The sequence below is a fragment of the Bradyrhizobium sp. USDA 4473 genome, assembly GCF_054063335.1.
The window spans coordinates 5,030,455-5,045,318 of the sequence record NZ_JBSSGE010000001.1; the positions used below are offsets into that span (position 1 = coordinate 5,030,455).

18 protein-coding genes and 1 pseudogene are annotated in these 14,864 nt (G+C 62.1%); 15 read left to right on the forward strand and 4 right to left on the reverse strand.

What is annotated here, in order from left to right; translation table 11 throughout:
• The first annotated feature begins 15 nt into the window (after nt 1–15).
• Nucleotides 16–336, forward strand: a complete 321-nt coding sequence (locus ACVW17_RS23580) for an antibiotic biosynthesis monooxygenase family protein (RefSeq protein ID WP_456797923.1) — start codon at nt 16–18, stop codon at nt 334–336.
• Between the two features lie 368 nt (nt 337–704).
• Nucleotides 705–2,225, forward strand: coding sequence for a CYTH and CHAD domain-containing protein (locus ACVW17_RS23585; protein WP_456797924.1), 1,521 nt, complete (start codon nt 705–707; stop codon nt 2,223–2,225).
• Nucleotides 2,226–2,364: 139 nt separating this feature from the next.
• Here ACVW17_RS23585 and ACVW17_RS23590 read toward each other — a convergent pair whose 3' ends face one another.
• Entirely contained in the window at nt 2,365–2,574 is a 210-nt protein-coding gene (locus ACVW17_RS23590) for a DUF4167 domain-containing protein (RefSeq protein ID WP_456754136.1), read from the reverse strand.
• A gap of 297 nt (nt 2,575–2,871) precedes the next feature.
• On the opposite strand from ACVW17_RS23590, the gene ACVW17_RS23595 reads away from it, so the two are divergent.
• Complete coding sequence (locus ACVW17_RS23595) at nt 2,872–3,222, forward strand: response regulator (RefSeq protein ID WP_456797925.1); 351 nt, start codon at nt 2,872–2,874, stop codon at nt 3,220–3,222.
• Nucleotides 3,223–3,699: 477 nt separating this feature from the next.
• On the opposite strand, the gene ACVW17_RS23600 is transcribed toward ACVW17_RS23595, so the two are convergent.
• Entirely contained in the window at nt 3,700–4,098 is a 399-nt protein-coding gene (locus ACVW17_RS23600; protein ID WP_456798990.1) for a response regulator, read from the reverse strand.
• A 93-nt stretch (nt 4,099–4,191) separates the two neighbouring features.
• Between ACVW17_RS23600 and ACVW17_RS23605 the strand changes: the two genes are divergently transcribed.
• The 12 genes from ACVW17_RS23605 to ACVW17_RS23660 all read left to right on the forward strand — a co-directional run bounded on the left by ACVW17_RS23605 (nt 4,192) and on the right by ACVW17_RS23660 (nt 14,019).
• On the forward strand, nt 4,192–5,202 hold the full coding sequence (locus ACVW17_RS23605; RefSeq protein WP_456754139.1) for a chemotaxis protein CheB: 1,011 nt from the start codon (nt 4,192–4,194) through the stop codon (nt 5,200–5,202).
• On the forward strand, nt 5,202–5,471 hold the full coding sequence (locus ACVW17_RS23610) for a hypothetical protein (protein ID WP_456754140.1): 270 nt from the start codon (nt 5,202–5,204) through the stop codon (nt 5,469–5,471). The genes ACVW17_RS23605 and ACVW17_RS23610 overlap by 1 nt, the downstream gene beginning before the upstream one ends.
• 227 nt (nt 5,472–5,698) lie before the next feature.
• Nucleotides 5,699–8,866, forward strand: coding sequence for a CheR family methyltransferase (locus tag ACVW17_RS23615; RefSeq protein WP_456797926.1), 3,168 nt, complete (start codon nt 5,699–5,701; stop codon nt 8,864–8,866).
• Nucleotides 8,867–9,613 (forward strand): Crp/Fnr family transcriptional regulator, encoded by a 747-nt coding sequence (locus ACVW17_RS23620; RefSeq protein ID WP_456754141.1) that lies wholly within the window; start codon nt 8,867–8,869, stop codon nt 9,611–9,613.
• A 236-nt stretch (nt 9,614–9,849) separates the two neighbouring features.
• Nucleotides 9,850–10,146, forward strand: a complete 297-nt coding sequence (locus ACVW17_RS23625; protein WP_456754142.1) for a hypothetical protein — start codon at nt 9,850–9,852, stop codon at nt 10,144–10,146.
• 231 nt (nt 10,147–10,377) lie between these two features.
• Nucleotides 10,378–10,599 carry a hypothetical protein gene (locus ACVW17_RS23630; protein ID WP_456754143.1) on the forward strand — a complete coding sequence of 74 codons (222 nt, stop codon included), beginning with the start codon at nt 10,378–10,380 and terminating at the stop codon, nt 10,597–10,599.
• Between the two features lie 4 nt (nt 10,600–10,603).
• Entirely contained in the window at nt 10,604–11,047 is a 444-nt protein-coding gene (locus tag ACVW17_RS23635) for a hypothetical protein (RefSeq protein WP_456754144.1), read from the forward strand.
• A 183-nt stretch (nt 11,048–11,230) separates the two neighbouring features.
• A complete protein-coding gene (locus tag ACVW17_RS23640; RefSeq protein WP_456756514.1) occupies nt 11,231–11,641 on the forward strand; it encodes a DUF2231 domain-containing protein in 411 nt (136 codons plus the stop codon).
• A 53-nt stretch (nt 11,642–11,694) separates the two neighbouring features.
• Nucleotides 11,695–12,984, forward strand: a complete 1,290-nt coding sequence (locus ACVW17_RS23645) for a PQQ-dependent sugar dehydrogenase (protein WP_456756515.1) — start codon at nt 11,695–11,697, stop codon at nt 12,982–12,984.
• A 62-nt stretch (nt 12,985–13,046) separates the two neighbouring features.
• Nucleotides 13,047–13,391, forward strand: a complete 345-nt coding sequence (locus ACVW17_RS23650; RefSeq protein WP_456754145.1) for a cupin domain-containing protein — start codon at nt 13,047–13,049, stop codon at nt 13,389–13,391.
• A 14-nt stretch (nt 13,392–13,405) separates the two neighbouring features.
• On the forward strand, nt 13,406–13,576 hold the full coding sequence (locus ACVW17_RS23655; RefSeq protein ID WP_456754146.1) for a hypothetical protein: 171 nt from the start codon (nt 13,406–13,408) through the stop codon (nt 13,574–13,576).
• 266 nt (nt 13,577–13,842) lie between these two features.
• On the forward strand, nt 13,843–14,019 hold the full coding sequence (locus ACVW17_RS23660; protein WP_456756516.1) for a hypothetical protein: 177 nt from the start codon (nt 13,843–13,845) through the stop codon (nt 14,017–14,019).
• Here the strand turns inward: ACVW17_RS23660 and ACVW17_RS23665 are convergent.
• Together ACVW17_RS23665 and ACVW17_RS23670 are read right to left on the reverse strand one after the other, a co-directional pair.
• Nucleotides 14,007–14,333: pseudogene (locus tag ACVW17_RS23665) on the reverse strand (MgtC/SapB family protein); the annotation flags it as partial. The gene ACVW17_RS23660 and the pseudogene ACVW17_RS23665 overlap by 13 nt on opposite strands.
• A 229-nt stretch (nt 14,334–14,562) precedes the next feature.
• On the reverse strand, nt 14,563–14,811 hold the full coding sequence (locus ACVW17_RS23670) for a hypothetical protein (protein ID WP_456754147.1): 249 nt from the start codon (nt 14,809–14,811) through the stop codon (nt 14,563–14,565).
• Nucleotides 14,812–14,864: the final 53 nt, after the last annotated feature.

Consider the following 14,864-nt stretch of genomic DNA (forward strand, 5'->3'; position numbering starts at 1 on the left):
CGAAAGGAGATCGCCATGCCGCAGATCGAGTTCGACCAGCAGCCGGTCACGCAAATCACGATCATCGAATCTGAACCGGAAAAGCAGGCGGAAGCATTATCGCTGATGACGGAGCGTGCACGCTTCATGCAGCGTCAGCCAGGTTTCATCTCGATCAGCCTGCACCGCAGCCTCGACGGGCGCCGGATCGTGAATTACGTCCAGTGGCAAAGCCGTGACCTGCTGCGGGCCGCGCACCAATCGCCGGAATTCCGCAAGGCGTGGGGCCGGTTCGAACGACTTGCCGACGACATCGATCCTCATCTGTACGAGGTCACCGAGATACTTGCCGAATGATGGTGAGATGATTGCGGCCAACGGCGTGCCGTCCAGGCCACAGGGCACATTGGCGATAGCCGGGCCAAGATCGCGAATTGACGGGCATGGATGGGCTGCAGCGCCGGCTTCGGGCCGGCGACGATCTCGAGATCGACGGTCGGATCGTCGTTCGTCATGGACTGACGGACAGGCAGATCGACGTCGTCATCGCGGGTAGCCTGATCGATTGGCGCAGAAGTGAGTCTCGCGCCCGCCGGGCGGTTCGTGACGATGGCGCGAGAGGCCATTCGGCTGACGTCGACACGGCCGAGGGCAGGACGGCGCGATGGAGGCACTGACCGGCGGCATTCGCCGCCCGGATCGTTTGCTCGGACTGGTGGTGACTCGTGGCTACCGAAGTTGAACTCAAGCTTGCCACATCGAAGACGAGTCTGCGAAGGCTGCGGGCGCTGCCGTGGCTCAAGAAGATGGCGGGCGATAATGTCGAGCGGCGACAACTCGTCTCAACCTATTTCGATACGCCCGATCTTGCGTTGCGTCGGCACGACGCCAGTTTGCGTGTTCGCCGTATCGGCGAACGACGGCTGCAAACCGTCAAAGCGAACGCGATCGAGCCGATGGCACGATCGGAGTGGGAGGCGGAGATCGATCGCGACCAGCCAAGGCTTGAACTGATACGCGACACCGCCCTGGCACCCATTTTCACCAGTGCGATCGCCCACCATCTGCAGCCCATCTTCGAGACCTCCGTTGAACGAACTGCGATGGCGTTGAAGGTCGGCCACAGCGATATCGAACTCGCGCTCGACGAGGGACGCGTCGCGACCGTGGACGACAGTGTCGAGATCGCCGAGATCGAGATCGAGCTGAAGCAGGGCGAACGACGCGATATCGCGCGGCTGGCGAGAAGGCTTGCACGAGAGGCTTCTATTACCTTCGGTGCTCGTGCCAAGGCCGAGCGGGGCTACGCGCTGATGGAAGAGACGGTCAATGCTCCGGTATTTGGCGAAGCGATCGCGCTTGCTCCGCAGGCGACGGTGGCCGATGCCTTCTCCGTCATCGGTTTTTCCTGTCTTCGCGAGGTCGCGGGCAACGAGCTCGCGGTGCGCCAAGGCGACGGCGAAGGGATCCACCGGATGCGCGTCGGCGTGCGCCGCTTGCGTGCGGCGCTCTCGTTGTTCAAGGACGTGCTGCAAGGCGCCGAAACCAGAGGCATCAAGAAGGAGCTGAAATGGCTGGCCGCGCAACTCGGACCGGGCCGCGACACGGACGTGTTTGTCAGCAAGACGGTTGCTCCATATCTCGAACGCCACCCGAACAGTGGCGAATTCGAGGTCTTGGCACACGATCTCGAAAAGGCACGCAGTGCAGGTTTCGTCCAGGCGCGAGCCGCCGTTGAGGGCGATCGGTTTCGCCGCCTGTTGCTTGACTGTGCGCTATGGTTCATCGATGGCGAATGGCGCAACGACAAGGATGATCTTGGGCGCATGCTGCGAGAGCGGCCGGTCCGACCGTTTGCGGAGCAAGAGCTCGAGAGGAGAACGCGCAAGGTCGTCAAGCGGGCGCGACGGCTCCGGCGGCTGGATGCGATGCAACGCCACAAGCTCAGGATCGCGGTGAAAAAGCTGCGCTATGGGCACGAATTCTTTGCAAGCCTCCATCCAGGCGACCGCCGGCGCAAAGCACGACACAAGATCGATCGCGGCCTCAAGGCGTTGCAGGGGGCGCTGGGCAGTCTCAATGACATCCGCGTGCATATGTCCTGGGCGCATGATTTCGCGCGAGCCAATGCCGCTTCGCGCAAGGCGTTCGCCGTCGGCTATCTCACGGGCCGCGAGGAGGTTGACGCCGGCGACGCCCTAGCCGAGGCGGTTGCCGCGGCCAAGCAACTGAAGAAGCTCATGTGAGCGAGGCCTCAAGCTGCCTTGGAAAGAAAAGAGGCCGCCCAAGAAGGCAAGCTCTTCGTGGACAGTTCGGAGGTCGGGAGATCACTTGCTCACCACTACGCGCCGCCAAGCGCGGCGTGGGCGTTCAACGTGCTTCGACCTATTGCTTGTGCGGGCTGTCGGCGGACTGCCGCTCCCGCATCGATCGAAGATAATGCTCGGCGTGCTGAAGATAGTTTTCAGCCGCCACAAGGTCGCCCCTCAATGCCGTGGTGCGGGCCAGATCGAGATAGCGTTGATAGGCATTCTTCGCATTCTGCGACTGTCTCGCTACTTGGGCCTTACCTTTCCATGATCGTCTTCTTGGCATCGGTAATCACCGGAGTCGGGGGCGGTCGGGGCTATGAGCCGGTAACCCGCCATGCGGACCTCGTCTGAGTGCAACAATGACAGTCAACGTTTGCGTATTAAAAATGGTCCTGTTGAATCCGGTGTGGACCGGTGCCTGCCGCACCTGGAATATGTCCAAAGCATCAAAAGTGATGGCTACAAGGGCAATAGCCATATTCCGCAGAGCAGCAGGGTTCCCTAGAGCGCGCGCAACCCCGGCGCCGATGAGGAGTTAACTCGGATCATCCGCGAACATCATTCGGCGAGGACGAGTGCCATGCGTTCGATTCTGATCGTGGAAGACGAGTATTTTATTGCTGAAGACTGTGCGTCGCTCGCGCGCAAGGCGGGCTTCCTGGTCGTGGGCCCCTTCAACTCGGTTGAGGAAGCGCGACACCATACGGCGTCGGCTTCGGGAGCACTGATTGACATCAACGTCAATGGTATGTCGACCTACAGGTTGATCGACGAACTCCTCGATATGGGGAAGCCAGTCACGCTCTACACCGGGTATGATCGGCGCACACTGCCGGAGAAGTATGCGGATGTCCCCATGGTCACAAAGCCGCACAATTGTGCGGAAGCCATAGAGACACTCCGCACGCAGATGAACCGAGCGCGCGAGTAGGTTTGCCGGCAACGGACGCGCAGAACGTAGCCTTTGCAAACAGCCTGCGGGTTTCTTCGCGAAGCGGAGAAACCGCGGCGCAGGTTCCGCCGTTTTATTTGGATGCCTGATAACAGCCGGTTCCCGCGGGCGCCGATGACACTGCTCTTTCAAACCCGTCACATCCACCTGTCCGACAGGATGGTCGCGCACGACGCTGCGACCATCGATCAAACCAGAGCGATCATAGCGCGGTCGCTGAGGCTCCTCAGGACGTGTCAGCCGGGAACATTTCTCGGTGATCAGCGCCTTTCTGTTCCCCGGGACGGGGCGAGGGACCTGCCCGAGGAGGAGCAGCCGTAAACCCGGAGTCCGGCACCAAGAATAGACCGGCGTCCGGTCGGTCCGGTTCTCGCTTTCCGGCGCGGCGTCGCAGCGGCGTCGCACTGTCACCGGTCCTGGCTCCGCCATCGTCCGGATGCGCGATCGCGGGCAAACTCACCGTCGCAGGATCGCACGGGCCAGTCCATCAGCCATGGCGCGGACATCGATTGGCTTTTCGAATAGCGGCACGTGCGCAAATTCGCTGCCAACGACAATCCTGTCGTAGCCGGATGTGAATACGAACGGCACGGATCGTGCCAGCAATTCGCGCGCGACCGGATAGATCATTTCACCGCGAATGTTCACATCAAGCACGGCACCGTCGATGACGCCGCCGACATGCAGGATGCGGCGGGCGTCTCCGATCGTTCCGACGGGGCCTGCGACGACGGCCCCGAGCGCTTGGAACGCGCGGTCGATACCGTCGGCGAGGAAATATTCGTCCTCGACGACGAGGATGCGGCGCCCGGCCAGCAATGGCAAATCGCGCAACTGCGCTACAGATTCCGACATATCAACCAACATATCCGTCGGGAATGACCGCAAAATTGGAACATAGGGCGAAAGCCCACCTTGTTGCAAATGAGATCGACAAGGTCAGGTTCCATGCACAATCATGACATCATCGTCATCGGTGGTTCGGCCGGGGCGACGGCGCCGTTGCGAGATATTCTCGGCCGGCTGCCGGCTGATTTGCCGGCCGCGATCTTCGTCGTATTGCACATACCTGCGCATGGTATCGGCATTCTTTCCACGGTTGCGAGCGCGGCCGGCAAGCTGCCGGTCCGGCAGGCGGAAAGCGGCATGGTGATCGAAAACGGCCATGTCTATCTGGCCGCGCCAGACCATCATCTCTTGATCCACGACGGCCACATTGTGCTTGGACGTGGGCCCCGCGAGAATCTGGTACGGCCCGCGATCGATCCCTTGTTCCGCTCTGCGGCGTTGCATTATGGAGCGCGCGTTATCGGCGTGGTGTTGAGCGGGCTGTTGTCCGACGGGGCGTCCGGACTGTCCGTAATCAAGCGTTGCGGCGGGCTTGCCCTGGTCCAGGACCCGAAGGACGCGATTTCCGATGAAATGCCGTTGCGGGCTCTGGAAGCGACCACGGTTGATCTCTGCGTCCCGGGGGCGCGGCTTGGCGATGTGCTTTCCGATCTGGTTCGGGAGCAGGCGGGCGCATCCCTCCCGATCCCGCCGGAGATCGAGCTGGAGGTCCAGATTGCTGCCGGGGAACGCGTCGGCAGCGATACCCTGGCCAACGTCGCCGATCCCGCGCCGCTGACCTGTCCGGGTTGCGGGGGTGTCCTCTCAGAACTCAAGGCGGGCCATCCGCTGCGCTTTCGCTGCCAGGTCGGCCATGCCTATACCGCCGATGCGCTCGCCAAGGAGCAGGAAAGCCGGGTCGATGAGGCCCTTCGAGTCGCGCTGCGGATCATTGGGGAGCGCGCCGAACTCGTACAGCGGATGGCGGACGATGGCCGCCAAAGCGGACGCCTGGCAGTGGCCGAAATGTATGACGCCCGCGCCGCCGAATACCGCGAATATGCCGATATGATCCGCCGGGTCGTGCTACAATCGCTCGATCCCAAGCCGCCGACGCGGAAGGAACGGTGATGGCGATCGCCGATCACGCGAACTGGGTCGAAATGTTGCGGCTCGAGCAAGCGCTCCTGGTGAAGGCGGACCTCGACATTGAGGACGGCTGGACACGTGTCCGAAATCAGCAGGATCTTCTGGATTGGCTGCGGATGGCCGGCCATAATACCGAGCAGGCCGAGCGTCTGGTGTCTTTGCTCAAGCAAACCCTGGTCGAGTGGGAGCGGCATCGCACCCTGATCGTGCAACGGGTCGCATATCTCGAGGGCAAGGTTACGTCGCCTTAGCACCGGGTGGAGGAAGCAAGTGACCGCCCAGCTCCGGATTCGGACGCCTGTTCGACACCCGGTCGGCCGAGCCGGCGTGTTCCGGCGCGGACCCCATTCAGCGACCGGCGGAGCTCCCAGGATCCAGCGATGGATTCCTGCTTATTCTCATTGGGATAGGGCCAAATTCTGCTATCAAAGGTAGGTGCGGGGCGAGGCCCCACGGAAGAACGGAAGCCGCTGCTATCATGGATGATGTCGGGCAAACGCAGACCGAAGACGGGGAGCGCCGGTCCAAGGCGCCGCTGATCGTGGGGGTGGGCGCCTCGGCTGCCGCCCTCAACAGCATCGAGCGGTTTTTCTCCAAGCTGAGGCTCAATCCTGACCAGGCCATCGTGCTTGTGATGCAGTACAGGGATGCCGTGGAAGACGCACGGTTGCGTGCCGTTTTGCAGCGGGAAAGTGCAGAGCTGTCCGAAATCAAGGATGGGACGGTCGCCCAAGGCGGCGTGATCCACCTTTGCCCGGCCGACATGATCACGACACTTCACGGCGACCGCTTCGTCGTGAGGCCGGCGGCGCAGGCCCACGGCGAGCGGGCGACCATCGACAGCTTTCTGGTATCGCTGGCGGAAGAGCGCGCCGAGCAATCGATCGGCGTTGTGCTGGCCGGCACGGGCGGCGACGGCACCCTGGGCGTGGCAACGTTGAAAGACCACGGCGGCCTGGCGATCGCTGAACGCATCGCCAACGCCCCGTCCGACCAGCACGAGGAAGGCAACTCGGCCGCGGCAATCGCCGATTTCGTGTTGCCCGCCGACGAGATTCCGGAACACATCGAGGTCTACGCCCGCCATCTGCGCCGACTTGACGAGAAACAGGGCTTCGACGAAGTCCTCGCGGCCGCGGCAAATTCGCTCGCGCGGATCGCAGATATTCTCCGCAACAAGACCGGCAACGACTTCCACGGCTACAAGCAGAACACCTTCCTGCGGCGCGTCCAGCGCCGCATGCAGGTGGTGCAGATCGACGAAATCTCAACCTATGTCGATTTCCTCAGGAACGACAAGGACGAGGCGCAGCATCTCTTCAACGACCTTCTGATCGGCGTGACCGAATTCTTCCGCGACAAGAAGGAATTCGATGTCTTGGAAACGCAGGTCATCCCGAAAATTTTCGAAGGAAAGGGAGCAGGCCAGCAGGTGCGCCTTTGGGTGCTGGGTTGTGCCACCGGTGAGGAGGCCTATTCGATCGGCATTCTGCTGCGCGAGCACATGGCCGGTCTGGACTCCGTGCCCCAGGTCCAGATCTTCGCGACCGATATCGACGGACGTGCGCTCGCCGCGGCGCGCGTCGGGCGCTATCGCACCAGTATCGAAAACGACATGTCTCCGGAGCGGCTGGCGCGCTGGTTCGTGCGGGAGGGTGATACCTATTGCGTCGTGAAGGAGTTGCGCGAGATGTGCATCTTCTCGCAGCACAACGTGATCAAGGACGCGCCGTTCTCCAAGCTCGACCTGATTTCGTGCCGCAACCTTCTCATCTACCTTAACGCAGAACTTCAGAACCGCGTGATCCCGCTGTTCCACTTTGCCCTGCTGCCGGACCGGTTCCTGTTCTTGGGCAATTCCGAGAATGTCACCCGGCATCCGAAGTTGTTTGCACCGGTCGACCGTCGCGCGCGCATTTTCAGGAAGCTCGAGACCGGGACCCGGCTTCCGCCGGAATTTCCCATCACGACGGCCGCCGGACGGGCCACCGTCGACATCCCGCCTGTACGCGCCCTGGGTCCGGATGTCGGCCTCGAGCGCCGCGCCCAACGCATCGCCGAGCGCTATGCGCCGGCCTATGTGATTACCGACGACAGCTTCCACATCCTGCACTTTTCCGGACGGACCGGCCGCTATATCGAGCCGACCGCAGGTACCGCGACGCTTGATTTGCTTCAACTTGTGCATCGTGATCTCAGGCTTGAACTGCGCACGGCGCTGGGACGCGCAGCCGAAACCAATGAAACCGCGCATGCCGAGCATGTGCAGCTCGGTGTCAACGGGCATCGCGTGTTGGTCGATATCACGATCGAGCCGATCCAGGACGGCCCCGCCAGCCAGCGCAATTTCGTCGTCCTGTTCAAGGATGGTCCGATCCGGGCCGTGGAGCATGCCGAAAATAATCCCAACGTCCAAATCAGGACCGAGCATGTCGAGCGGCTCGAGAGCGAACTGCGTGCCATCCGCGAGCGGCTACAGGCCACGATCGAGGAGCTCGAAAGCACCAACGAGGAACTGAAGTCCTCCAACGAGGAATATCAGTCGCTCAATGAAGAGCTGCAATCCGCCAACGAGGAGCTGGAAACCTCGCGTGAGGAATTGCAGTCGGTCAATGAGGAGCTGACCACGGTCAACGGCGAACTGGCGCATCGCGTGCAGGAACTGACCCGCGCCACCAGCGACCTGAAGAACTTCCTCGAAAGCACGCAGATCGCAACGGTCTTCCTGGACAACGATCTGAAGGTGATGAATTTCACGCCTGCGATCACCCAGTTGCTGCATCTCGTCGAAACCGACGTCGGCCGCCCGATCGCGCATATCAAGGCGCGTATTCCGATCGAGGAGCTTTATGAGGACGTGCGGCGCGTGCTGCGGACGCTTGCCAGCGCCGAGCGCGAGCTGACGGCGCCCGACAGCGGGACACGCTATATCGTGCGTATCCTGCCGTACCGAAGCATCGATAACTTCATCGCCGGCGTCGTGATCACCTTCATCGACGTCACTGCGATCACCCGGGCGGAAGAGCGGCAACGGCTGCTGCTCGCCGAGCTCCAGCACAGGGTCCGCAACACGCTCGGCGTGGTGCGTTCGATCGCTCGTCGATCGGCCGAGACCAGCTCGAGCGTCGAAGAATATTCATCGCACCTCGACGGCCGCCTCAACGCTTTCGCGCGGACCCAGTCGCTGGTGACTCGTGATCCGGAAAGTGGCGTCGATCTCGAATATCTCGTGGTCGAGGAACTGCTCGCCTACAATGCCCATGAAGGCGAACAGCTCCAGGTTTCCGGGCCGCCGGTGCGATTGCAACCCAAGGCGGCCGAGACCTTTGCGCTGGCGATCCATGAACTTGCAACCAATGCATTGAAGTACGGGGCATTGAGCCAGGCGACGGGCCGCATCGATGTTTCATGGCGCTTCGACGGCGATTCGGATCCGCAACAGCTCATGTTCGATTGGCGCGAGCGAGGGGGGCCCGCGGTCTCGTCGCCTCGTCGCAAGGGATTCGGATCGGAATTGCTGGAGCGCACGCTGGCGTTCGAGTTCAAGGGCAAGACCACGCTGGCGTTCAATTCGTCGGGACTTCACGCCACGATCGCCATTCCGATGAGCGCGCGGGTCGTCCATACCCCGAACATGGGGAGCTAGATGCATCCCCCGATCATCGAAGGGAATCTCGCGCAGCCGGTGATCCGGCGGCTCAGCGCCTTGCGGCAAATGTCGGAGCAGGGAATCGCATTGCTGCAGCAGGCGATCCGGGATGGGCTGCGGCGAGCCGGAGCCGGCGAGGACCTGATCAGCGAGGGCGATGCCGTTGACGGTGTCAGGATCATCCTGTCGGGCTGGCTCTGCCGCTACAAGACGCTCGCGGACGGCCGCCGCCAGATCGTGAGCTTCATCCTGCCGGGCGATACCTGCGATGCCTGCGTCTACCTTTTGTCGGTGATGGATCATTCCATCGGTACACTAACGCCGGTCAGCTATGCCGAGATCAAGCGCGATGCGTTCGAGCGGTTGTTGGCGGGCAACCGTTCGCTCGCCGAGGCCATGTGGTGCGAAACCATGGTCAACAGCGCGGTCCAACGCGAATGGACGGTCAATGTCGGGCGGCGTGTTGCGCTGGAACGGGTTGCGCATGTCCTGTGCGAGCTCCACGAACGACTGCTGCCGGTCGGAATGGTCGATGACAATTCCTATGCATTCCCGGTGACGCAAATGGACTTGGCCGACGCGACCGGCCTGTCCGTGGTTCATGTCAATCGAACCCTGCAAGAGCTGCGTAGTTCGGGGCTGATCGTGTTGCGGGACCGGACACTTACGATAAACGACCTGAAGGCCTTGCAGGATATGGCTCTCTTCACGTCCGATTACCTGCATACCAAGCGTCGCGACTAAGCGTATCGCGCAGGCAGCCGATCGGCCTCCTGCTTGCGTAACCGTCGTGTAACTGCAGCTCTTCTTGCCTGGCCGGCATACGCCGATCCCGGACCCTCATCGCGGCTGGACGAACGTGCCATCGGTCGAGCGGCGTCGCCGAGCCCAAATTCGACGACAGCCTTAACATACGTGAAGTCGAGGACCGCCCTTTGCGGCTAGCGTGTAACCTGGCATGAGCGGCAGGAGAGGCGGGAATGATCGACGAACGGACGGCCGCTGTGCTTCGCGCGGTGCTCGATGAAACCTGCGCAGCATTGTCCCGATTCGATAGCGCAACGAGGACATGCGTTGCCTCGAGCCTGCTGGAGGCGGTGCGTCGAGGCAGTCCGTCGATCGAAGAGCTGAGGATCGTGGCCAGGGATGCGCTTCATGCCGCTCCGGCATATGGCGCCAACGAGCAAGCGCGCACGGAAAGACGGCTGATTTTGCGTCGCGCATTTACAAAGGCTAATGCCGGAACCGGCGCGAAGGTGCAGCCTGACATTCGTTGACAGTCGCCTTAACCGGCGTCGGCTCAACTCAGAACGCCGCAAAGGACCCCAGCTCCCACCCCTGAGCTGGGGTCGTTTTTCCTGCTGTTGGATTGCAGCCTGAAACGGCAGCGTTACGGCGACCTGACATGTAAGCGCGCCGCCGTGAGCCTGTGTCGACGAGCCGATGCGCTGGACTAGGAACTTCGGCATCCCGTCAAAATTGTCACGACGGCAATCAGGGAGACCCGGATGGCAGAGCTTTTCATCATGGATCAGACAGGCGACACCCGCTACGAATTTGATCCCGCCGATCGCGAGCAGTTGACCCGGGCCGAGACGCGCTTCGGTGAGCTGATATCGGAAGGCTACACGGCGGCGGCAAGGCGAGCGGACGGGGAGACCGTGCTCGTGCGATCGCTGGATCCGGCCGCAAAGGAAACCTTGTTCTACCCAAGGCTTGTGGGCGGCTGATCGCATGACGGTCCGTTCGCGCAATGCGGCGGTTCTTGGGGCACTCCGGCGCAACGTCGGAACGCTATGGGCGACGTTGCGAGCGGTACGAGATCGGTGGCAGGCCTATGAGAGGAAGGAGGCCCGCGGGATTGCGCTACTCTCGCGATGGCTCACGTCCGAGCAACGGTCAGAATTCGAACGATACAAGCGCTTCGACGTGATCGGCTCCGACTCCGGCAAGCGGTACCGCATTTGCTATGGGACCTCGACCAATGTCTACGAAATAGACAACACAGGCAGTGTCGCCGTGGGGTGGTGTTTTCGGCCCATCGGTTCGCTGGTGGCGGGCGATGTGATGCTTGCCCAGAAGATCGCATTGGAAACCAACGAGCGTGCGACCATCATGGTGGCCAAGCCGTTTCCGAGCTCCATACCGCCGCGTTCCGATCTGCTTCCGGCCCGTTAGACTTGTGGCGCACTTTGGTTCCGCAATCGCGCGTCTGAGCCGCTTCGCGGCCCTAGGAACTCGATTTCGCAGGCGTCGTTGACGATTTTTCGGAGACGCGCAATGCAGCAGGAAGTACAGACGCAAGAGGTCGCCGGGACCACGACGCGTGCAGCCAATCCAGTGTCGACAGCCCGGATCGCGATGCATCCGATTCATCCGATGCTGGTGCCGTTTCCGATCGTGTGCTTCACCGGCGCGCTGGTCACCGATATCGCCTATTGGAGCACGGCCGAGATGATGTGGGCCGACTTTTCGGCCTGGCTGCTGTTCGCCGGGCTGATCATCGGCGGCCTTGCGGCGATCGCCGGCCTGATCGACTTCCTGGGCGATCGCCGGATCCGCCGCCTGGCGTATTCCTGGTACCACATGGCCGGCAACGTCGTGGTGATGCTGCTCGCGCTGTTCAACGCATTGGTTCACAGCCGCGATGCCTGGACGTCGGTCGTTCCGGCCGGGCTTGTGCTGTCTGCGCTGACTGTCCTCGTCATGCTGTTCACGGGCTGGCTCGGCGGGGCGATGGTCCATCGCTACAGGATTGGAGTTATCGACTGATGCGGATCGTACCAATCAACGGCAGCCATATCGGGCTTGCGGTCACGCTCGGCATGGCGCTCTGCGTCGCGGGTTGTAGCAAGGAGACGGCGCCCGATCCGAAAACCCAGGTCGGTGCCCGTCCCGATCTGCCGGCGCAGCAGCAATATCTGCTGCCGCCGATGCATATCGCGTCCGTGGTCGGATGGCAGCAGGGTGAAAAGCCGAAAGTGCCGGATACCCTGCAGATCAACGCGCTTGCCACGGGTTTGCAGCATCCGCGGTCGCTCTACGTTCTTCCCAACGGCGATATTCTGGTTGTTGAATCCAAGGCACCGGGGACCGAGCCGATCAAGCGTCCGAAGGACTTCATCATGAAGTGGGTGGAGTCGTGGGCGACCTCCGGCGGTGATACCGGCGCCAGCAACCGGATCACGCTGCTGCGTGACACCAACGGTGACGGCAAGCCGGAGGTGCAGGGCGTGTTCCTGGATCACCTCAACTCGCCGTTCGGCATCGCATTGGTCGGCAACGACCTCTACGTGGCGAACACCGATGCGATCGTTCGATATCCGTATCACGAGGGCGACACCAAGATCACGGCGCCGGGGCAGACGCTGACGGCGCTGCCCGGCGGGCCGATCGATCATCACTGGACCAAAAGTCTGGTTGCGAGCCCCGACGGCTCGCTGCTCTATGTCGGTATCGGCTCCAACAGCAACATCACAGAGAACGGAATCGAGGCGGAGAAGAACCGGGCAGCGATCCTCGAAGTCGATCGGGCCACGGGGCGCTGGCGAATCTTTGCGAGCGGCCTGCGCAACCCGAACGGCCTGACCTTCGAGCCGCAAAGCCATGCGCTGTGGGCCGTCGTCAACGAACGGGACGAGCTCGGCCCGAACCTCGTGCCCGATTACCTGACGTCCGTGAAGGATGGAGCCTTCTATGGCTGGCCCTACAGCTATTTCGGCCAGAATGTCGATCCGCGGGTGCAGCCGCAACGGCCCGACCTGGTCGCCAAGGCCGTCGTTCCGGATTACGCGCTGAGCTCGCACGTGGCGCCATTGGGGCTCGCATTCTACACCGGCGATGGACTGCCGGCGTCCTATCGTGGTGGCGCCTTTGTCGGCGAGCACGGCAGCTGGAACCGGCCGCAGCTCAACGGCTACAAGGTCGTTTTCGTGCCGTTCGCTGACGGCCATCCGAACGGGCCAGCGCAGGATGTCGTGACCGGTTTCCTGAACGAGAACGAGAAATCCCGCGGTCGCCCCGTAGGACTGGCGATCGACAAGTCCGGTGCATTGCTGATCGCGGACGACGTCGGCAACACCGTATGGCGCGTGTCGGCCTCCGGCCGGCTCTGACGGTGCACACGGCCGGCGCCGGACCGGGCCGGTCGCTGCGGACCATCGATTTGGAGAACGGCATGAACGACAGCACGATCAAGAAAGTCTCCCAAGCCACCGCTCCGAAAGGCGCGATGGGACAGACTTATCTCGCATCCGGCAAGCGCGTCGCGATGCGGCTTTGGGACAATGAGCAGCCTCAACAGAGTGCCGTCGAGCAACGGGATTACGAGACGGTCGGATATGTCATGGCCGGCGTGGCTGAACTCATGCTCGAGGGGCAGACCGTCCGCTTGCAGAAGGGGGATTCCTGGCTCGTCCCTGCAAGCTCGAAGCACAGCTACCGCATTATCGAGCCCTTCACCGCGATCGAAGCCACGGCACCGCCCGAGCAGGTCCATGGTCGGGACGAAGCCCAGTCATAGGGAGGCATTCATCGATGCTCGAAGAGAAGCTGAAGGACTCCATCGTCGCCGAACTGAAACGGCAGGCCGCGAACCACCCGGATCGTCTTCGCGTGCAGAGCTCTCCGGAATTGTCGGTGAACGGTGAGATCGATCTGGACGCGCTCGCGATGGTAATCGCGGGCGCGGTCGCAGGGGGGCCTTGAACACATCGTGGCAGGAAAGACGTTGACGTTTCTGCTCGTCAGGAGGTGCCGATGAGGGGAATACCGATAACGCGGGATTCCGGTCGTTCCAGCGATTGACAGACCAACACGCCATGGAAGGGGCATCCGGAGAAAGAACAGCGCTCCGGCGAGCATAGGCCTGATCTGGAGAAATGGCAGGAATCAAATACGCACTGATCCGCGGAGAATACTGGATGCCCGGATATTACTTCCACCTCGTGAACGGTGAGCGCGTGATCGATTCAATGGGCCGGCCGGTCGCCGATCGGGATCAGGCCATCGCGATCGCAAGACGTCTCGCCATCGATCTTGCCGCGGAACGACAGGAATGCCTGGGTGCTGGGTATTCCGTCTCGGTGACCGATGGCGCAGCGCACGAAATCCATCGCGAGAGCATCGACAGCGCCGGGAAGAGCGGATGAATCGTTGTCACGCCGGTGACAAGGTCGCCTTTCTTGAGAATCGTGCCCCCGCCGATGAATCCGACGCCGGTCAGGATGCCGAGCGGAAGGCGCATGAGATCCATCTCGACAAACGAGGTTGAGCCTTTTCCGTCGACACTGAGCAGGAGGTTTGCTTGAATCATCGACAGTGAGGCGGCAAGCCCGACCAGGATTGTGGTTCTCAAGCCAGCGGCATGTCCACGGACACCGCGGTCAAAGCCGATGATCGCGCCAGCCAGAACTGTCACAGCGAGGCGGATGGCGATGTCTGGCCAGGTTGGATGAAGCGGCATGTTGCTGCGCGGCCAAATGGAAACGGCCCCGGCACCATTGGGGGCCGTGGGGGCCAGTGCCAGGGCCGTCCGCCTGCAGAAGGGTCGAAACCGAGCAAGCAACCCACGATGTGCTCGGCCTCGTGGCTCCGCATTCACTTATGTGAATCGGCGCGACCGGCCTCCCACGGTCGACGTCAAAACGCCGCTGCGCTCGACGGGTCTCTAGCCGAGCCACAATGCGGGGGCATCAGCGGCGCTTCGGTTGAGTGCGGCCCATCAAGGACATTTTGCCGACTGGATGTGAGGTGCCCGGGGAAGCCAGCCATGTGTCGATGCGCAACGCCGTTTCGGCCTGATGGGCCTTGCGCAGGAGCATGCTTTGCTCCGTTCCGGGCGGCAACCCGCGCGCCAATTCGCGCAGGCGTCCCATTTCCTGCGCCAGTCGATGAGCTAGCGACGTTGGCTGTTTGAATCGGCGTCGCCGTTTCACCATCATCGTCCATCTCGCCATTTTCGATCGTAGACGTTTTAGCGCGCACTGTGTCGCCA

Coding starts and splice junctions, on each gene's coding strand:
- ACVW17_RS23580 (WP_456797923.1), top strand. CDS start 16: ATGCCGCAGATCGAGTTCGACCAGCAGCCGGTCACGCAAATCACGATC.
- ACVW17_RS23590 (WP_456754136.1), bottom strand. CDS start 2,574: ATGCCAAGAAGACGATCATGGAAAGGTAAGGCCCAAGTAGCGAGACAG.
- ACVW17_RS23595 (WP_456797925.1), top strand. CDS start 2,872: ATGCGTTCGATTCTGATCGTGGAAGACGAGTATTTTATTGCTGAAGAC.
- ACVW17_RS23600 (WP_456798990.1), bottom strand. CDS start 4,098: ATGTCGGAATCTGTAGCGCAGTTGCGCGATTTGCCATTGCTGGCCGGG.
- ACVW17_RS23605 (WP_456754139.1), top strand. CDS start 4,192: ATGCACAATCATGACATCATCGTCATCGGTGGTTCGGCCGGGGCGACG.
- ACVW17_RS23610 (WP_456754140.1), top strand. CDS start 5,202: ATGGCGATCGCCGATCACGCGAACTGGGTCGAAATGTTGCGGCTCGAG.
- ACVW17_RS23615 (WP_456797926.1), top strand. CDS start 5,699: ATGGATGATGTCGGGCAAACGCAGACCGAAGACGGGGAGCGCCGGTCC.
- ACVW17_RS23620 (WP_456754141.1), top strand. CDS start 8,867: ATGCATCCCCCGATCATCGAAGGGAATCTCGCGCAGCCGGTGATCCGG.
- ACVW17_RS23625 (WP_456754142.1), top strand. CDS start 9,850: ATGATCGACGAACGGACGGCCGCTGTGCTTCGCGCGGTGCTCGATGAA.
- ACVW17_RS23630 (WP_456754143.1), top strand. CDS start 10,378: ATGGCAGAGCTTTTCATCATGGATCAGACAGGCGACACCCGCTACGAA.
- ACVW17_RS23635 (WP_456754144.1), top strand. CDS start 10,604: ATGACGGTCCGTTCGCGCAATGCGGCGGTTCTTGGGGCACTCCGGCGC.
- ACVW17_RS23640 (WP_456756514.1), top strand. CDS start 11,231: ATGCATCCGATTCATCCGATGCTGGTGCCGTTTCCGATCGTGTGCTTC.
- ACVW17_RS23645 (WP_456756515.1), top strand. CDS start 11,695: ATGGCGCTCTGCGTCGCGGGTTGTAGCAAGGAGACGGCGCCCGATCCG.
- ACVW17_RS23650 (WP_456754145.1), top strand. CDS start 13,047: ATGAACGACAGCACGATCAAGAAAGTCTCCCAAGCCACCGCTCCGAAA.
- ACVW17_RS23655 (WP_456754146.1), top strand. CDS start 13,406: ATGCTCGAAGAGAAGCTGAAGGACTCCATCGTCGCCGAACTGAAACGG.
- ACVW17_RS23660 (WP_456756516.1), top strand. CDS start 13,843: ATGGGCCGGCCGGTCGCCGATCGGGATCAGGCCATCGCGATCGCAAGA.
- ACVW17_RS23670 (WP_456754147.1), bottom strand. CDS start 14,811: ATGATGGTGAAACGGCGACGCCGATTCAAACAGCCAACGTCGCTAGCT.